This window comes from Caulobacter sp. HMWF025 (assembly GCF_003060965.1).
GTDB lineage: Bacteria > Pseudomonadota > Alphaproteobacteria > Caulobacterales > Caulobacteraceae > Caulobacter.
In genome coordinates this window covers 30648-35714 of record NZ_QAII01000082.1, presented here as the reverse complement: position 1 = coordinate 35714, position 5067 = coordinate 30648, and the positions used below count along the sequence as shown (strand labels likewise).

Annotated in this window: 3 protein-coding genes; 1 reads left to right on the top strand and 2 read right to left on the bottom strand. The window is 65.5% G+C overall.

The genetic code is table 11. The features are described 5' to 3' along the window. Positions 1–1121 (bottom strand): carboxylesterase/lipase family protein (locus tag DBR10_RS09640; protein WP_108556297.1); only part of this gene is annotated, 1121 nt, incomplete at its 3' end. Then, on the bottom strand, positions 1108–2031 hold the full coding sequence (locus DBR10_RS09635) for an ROK family protein (protein ID WP_108506348.1): 924 nt from the start codon (positions 2029–2031) through the stop codon (positions 1108–1110). The genes DBR10_RS09635 and DBR10_RS09640, both read right to left, overlap by 14 nt. A 416-nt stretch (positions 2032–2447) precedes the next feature. On the opposite strand from DBR10_RS09635, the gene DBR10_RS09630 reads away from it, so the two are divergent. Next, positions 2448–5067: TonB-dependent receptor (locus DBR10_RS09630; protein ID WP_233243352.1), on the top strand; the 2620-nt coding region annotated here is incomplete at its 3' end.

Here is a 5067-nt window from a genome sequence, read left to right as displayed (position 1 = left end):
ACCTTGCCCAGGACCTGGGCCACAGGCGCGTCCTGGGCCGCGATCCAGCGCCGGGCCCGGGCCGGATCGGATCCGAACAGTGCGATCTCACGGGCATTGCTGCCGACGATCATCGGCGCCAGATCGCGACCTTGGGCCAGAAGCCGATCCGGCGCATCGGGCAGGACCGAACCGTCCACCACCGCCTGGGTCCAGATGAAGCCCTGATCGTCGATCGGCGCGGTCAGGGCCTTGCTGGCCTTGAGAATTTCGGCGATCGGCGCCGCGCGCAGCCTGGCCAGGGCCTCGGGACCCGCCACAGCCGCATCAGCGACCCCGACCTGTCGGGCCAGAGCCGCCCCGATCGCCTCGTTCTCGGCGAGGCTGCGCGGCGCAAAGCCGAAGCCGGGCGTGCCGCTCTGCAGGATGCCCCGCGCAAACAGGCCCCGGGCCTTGGGCGACAGCATCAGCAGGCCAACATCCTGACCGCCTGCCGAGTGGCCGAACAGGGTGACGTTCGCCGGATCCCCCCCGAAGGCGGCGATATTGGCCTGGATCCACTGCAGGCCGGCGATCAGGTCCATCAGGGCATAGTTGCCCGAAGCCCCCTGCCCTTCCGCCGTCAGGGCCGGATGGGAGAGAAACCCGAAGGCCCCGAGCCGGTACTGCAGGCTGACGACCACCACGTCCTTGCGGGCCAGACCGGACTGGACCACCCCGGCCCCCGATCCGGCCCAGTTGGCCCCGCCATGGATCCAGACCATGACCGGGCGCTTCGCCTCGCGGTTCAGGCCCGGCGTTGCGATATCGAGATAGAGACAATCCTCGCTGGAACGGGCAGCATCTGCGGCGTTCCAGCCGAAGGAGTCCTGGGCGCAGGCCGGACCATAGGCCTTAGTCTCAAGGCTGCCGGACCATGTGGCCGGCATGGGCGGACGCCAGCGCAGTTCACCGACCGGCGGCCGGGCAAAGGGTATGCCGAGGAAGACCGCACCGTCATGATCCCGGGCCAGTCCGATCAGCTCACCCTGGGCCAGTCTGACCCGAGGCGCGGCCTGGGCCATCGCCGTTACCGGCCAGCCAAGGCCGATCAACGCGGCCAGAAGCCAGCGCAAGGTGCGGGCGCGTTCAGGCCTCAACATCGGCGGACCAGGCCCCGAGGTCCCAAAGCCGTGCAGCCCCTCGCACCCCTGACGAGTCCCCCCAGTGCGCCTTGACGATGCGCCCTTCCCACTGGTCGGCAAATACATAGGGCGCAATCAGGCCCGGCAGCCTTTGATAGAGGGCGTCGATGTTGGAGAGACCGCCGCCGAGCACGAAGACATCGGGATCGACGATGTTGCAGATCACGGCCAGGGCGCGACCGAGGCGTTCGGCAAGTCGGTCAAATGCAGCCTGGGCGACGGCATCGCCGCCGGCCGCAGCAGCCAGGATCGCTTCGCCACTGAGGTCGCGGCCCGTCGTTTCCCTGAAGTCGCGACGCAGTCCTGACCCGGACACCCAGGTTTCGACACAGCCCCGTTGCCCGCACCAGCACTGCGGTCCGGCGGCCTCGGTCGCGTCGGGCCAGGGGAGCGGAATGTGCCCCCATTCACCGCCGACACCACTGGCCCCTTCGATCAGCTTGCCGTCGACCACCAGCCCGCCGCCACACCCGGTGCCCAGGATGACAGCGAAGGTCGTCCGCGCGCCCTTGGCCGCGCCATCGATGGCCTCGGAGAGGGCGAGGCAGTTAGCGTCATTGGCCAGTCTGACCGGACGGCCGAGCGCGACGGACAGATCTTCCCGGAAGGTGCGGCCATTCAGATAGGTGGCGTTCGCATTGCGCATGACGCCGGTACGCGGCGAGATCGAACCCGGTGCGCCGATGCCAACCGAGCCCTTCGCGCCGACCTGCTGTTCGATTCGGTCGATCAGGTCACGGACCGCCGCAATGGCGCTGTCGTAGTCAGCCGGGGTCGGCGTACGCAGGGTCGCGATGATCTGGTCATCGCCGGAGAGGACGGCGGCCTCGATCTTCGTCCCGCCAAAATCGACACCGATTCGGACCATCGCCCACGAACTCCCTGCAGATTCTGCGGGCGACGTAGCGCGCCGTTCCCGCCCTTGAAAATCGCCACAACGGACGACCTCAAACTATTTAATAAATTTGTTTTTCTTATTTTCCAGCCAACGTCAAGCGGCCTGTTTCCCAGCCAGCCTTGAAGCCTCACGGCCCCCTCAACGAAATAAAAGCGCTTGCAGGACGAAAAGAACCGCTGTTATCTAGGGGTCGCTGACAGCGCTGTCCTTGTAATTGACAGCGCTGCCTTTGAGCCACACGGCTCAAATCACCGGCTCCGCAGAGACGCCGGGATCAGCAAAGGGAGGATGCGTCAGGCATCCCGACAGCAAGCGTGGTTCCACCTTGAGGGCTCCCCTCAGGGCGAACGGCTCCACGCGTCAACTATGCAGAGGGGTACAAGGTCTTGAGAAACTCATTCAACAGGTCCCGGGCAGCACTGCTCACCGCGACGTCGGCCCTGGCCGTGATCGCGGCCGGTCAGGCCCATGCGCAACAGGCTGCGGCTCCGGCCGCCGCGCCCGCCTCGACCGAGGTCGAGGAAATTGTGGTCACCGGCTTCCGGGCGTCGCTGGCCAACGCGCTGAACGTCAAGAAGAACTCCAACCTGATCATCGAGTCGGTCACGGCCGAGGACATGGGCAAGTTCCCCGACCAGAACATCTCGGAGTCGCTGCAGCGTCTGCCGGGCGTTCAGATCGATCGCGAGAACGGCCAGGGCACCAAGGTCCGCATCCGCGGCCTGGACCAGAACGTCACCCTGCTGAACGGCGACAACTTCCTGTCCGGCCTTGAAGCCTTCCGCCTCGGCGAAGGCAACGCCAAGCAGACCAACTCCCTGGAAGGCATCCCCTCCGACCTGCTGGCCGGCGTGGACGTCATCAAGTCGCCCCGCGCCGACGTGATCGAAGGCGGTCTGGGCGGTACGGTCAATCTGAAGACCCGCAACGCGCTCGACGTCCGCGACGACACCACGATCTCGGCCGACCTGCGCTACAACCAGGGCTCCTTCAAGGGCAAGGCCAAGCCCCAGGTCTCGGTCGTTCTGGGCCACAAGTTCAGCGACAACTTCGGCCTGCTCGGCAGCTTCTCGTGGGATCAGACAAATGTCGATACCGAGGTCCTGAGCGGCGAAAACCGCGGCAACTGGGCCTTCAAGTCGCGCAATACCGCAACCGGCAACAACCAGGTGGCCACCGGCACGACCAATGTCTGGTCGCCCGAATATCGCTACACCAACAACCGCCATCAGGAGCGTGAACGGACGGCCTTCTCGCTGAACGCCGACCTGCGCGTCTCTGACTCGCTGACGGTCCAGGCCGACTGGTTCCACTCGGATCTGAAGATCTTCACCGGCGAGCACTCGCTGAAGTGGGCCTATGCCAACGAAAACGCGACCTACAACGCGCAGGGCCTGACCATCAAGGACGGCATCCTGCAGTCGGGCAGCGTCACAGCCAACTCGTCCGAAGGCGACACCTTCGCCAAGGACGCTGAAGCCAAGACCGACAACTTCCAGTTTGTCGCCAACTGGGACAACGGTGGCCCGCTGACCGGCAAGGTCCGCGCTGCCGTGTCCAAGTCAGACTACCAGTCGAACTCCGGTCAGGTTGACACGCGCTATACCCAGTATGGCGTTCGTGACGGCATCAGCGGCTTTGCGCCGAACGCGACCGCGCCGCTGACCGCCACCTACGGCTTCACCAACGGCGCCTATCCGACGTTCACGCCCTCGGCGGCGCTGGCGACGGCCATGGCCACCCCGAGCTCGGTGTTCTTCAAGTCGCACTGGGCCTTCGGCGACAAGAGCGAGATCAAGGACACGGCGCTGACCGGCGACTTCAAGTATACGCCGAGCTTCGCTGAAGAGGTCGGCCTGGTGTTCAGCTTCGGGGCCCGCTACTCCGACCGCAAGATCGACTCGACCTACGGCCGCTATCTGGCTGACTACTCGGGCAAGGGCGAACTGCCGGCCAGCGCCCAGGGCACGACCGTCGGCGGCACCTTCGTCGACTGGACCCCGCTCGGCTACTTCCAGGACGGTGCCATCGGCCTGAAGAAGTGCGACATCGCCTCGTTCGGCTGCTCGCGCTTCGGCAGTTCGCCGGCCGTGATCACGCCCTACCAGACGGCGGCGTCCAACCCGTCGCGCGCGGTCAAGGACAACGTCAACGGCGTGACGGCGATCTTCCAGGACTACGCCCAGATGAAAAATCCGGTCGGCTGGATCCAGGCGCTGTACCCCTCGACCAAGTTCGCCTTCTACAAGGACCCGATCGAGTCCTTCAAAATCAGCGACAAGACCACCTCGACCTACGCCATGGCCGACCTCGGCAACGCCGACGACGCCTACCACATCAATGCCGGCGTCCGGATCGTGAACACCAAGCTGGTCATCGACGCCTCCAACACGCCGGTCACGCCGCTGTGGTGGGGTACCGACAGCTGGAACGGCGTGCTGAAGAACCCGGACGCCTCGCGGACGGTTCGTGAGTACACCGACGTTCTGCCCAGCCTGTCGGGCGTGTTCGAGATCAACGACACCGACAAGGTCCGCGCCAGCGCGGCCCGCGTGGTCTCGTCCCAGAACCTGTTCGACCTCGGCCAGGGCGCGTCCTACAACTTCACGCGCTCGTCCAACCCGGGCCCGAACCTGGACAAGTTCCTCTACACCAACGGCAGCGGCGGCAACCCGAACCTCGACCCCTTCCGGGCCTCGCAGTTCGACATCGCCTATGAGCGCTACTTCGGGCCCCAGGGCCTGATCTCGGGCGGTTTCTTCTACAAGACCGTCGACTCGTTCATCGTCTCCAACACCTACAGCGTCACGGTGAAGGACCAGTCGGTGGCGGGCAGCTCGGTCGGGCCGTTCTCGTCGGTGGTCAACGGCCAGGGCGGCACCATCAAGGGTGTCGAACTGCAGGCCCAGTACGCCTTCGACTTCGGGTTCGGCTTCACGGCCAACTACACCTACTCGGACTCCAAGTCGCCCTACAGCAACGACTACTCCAAGAGCCTGCCGATCC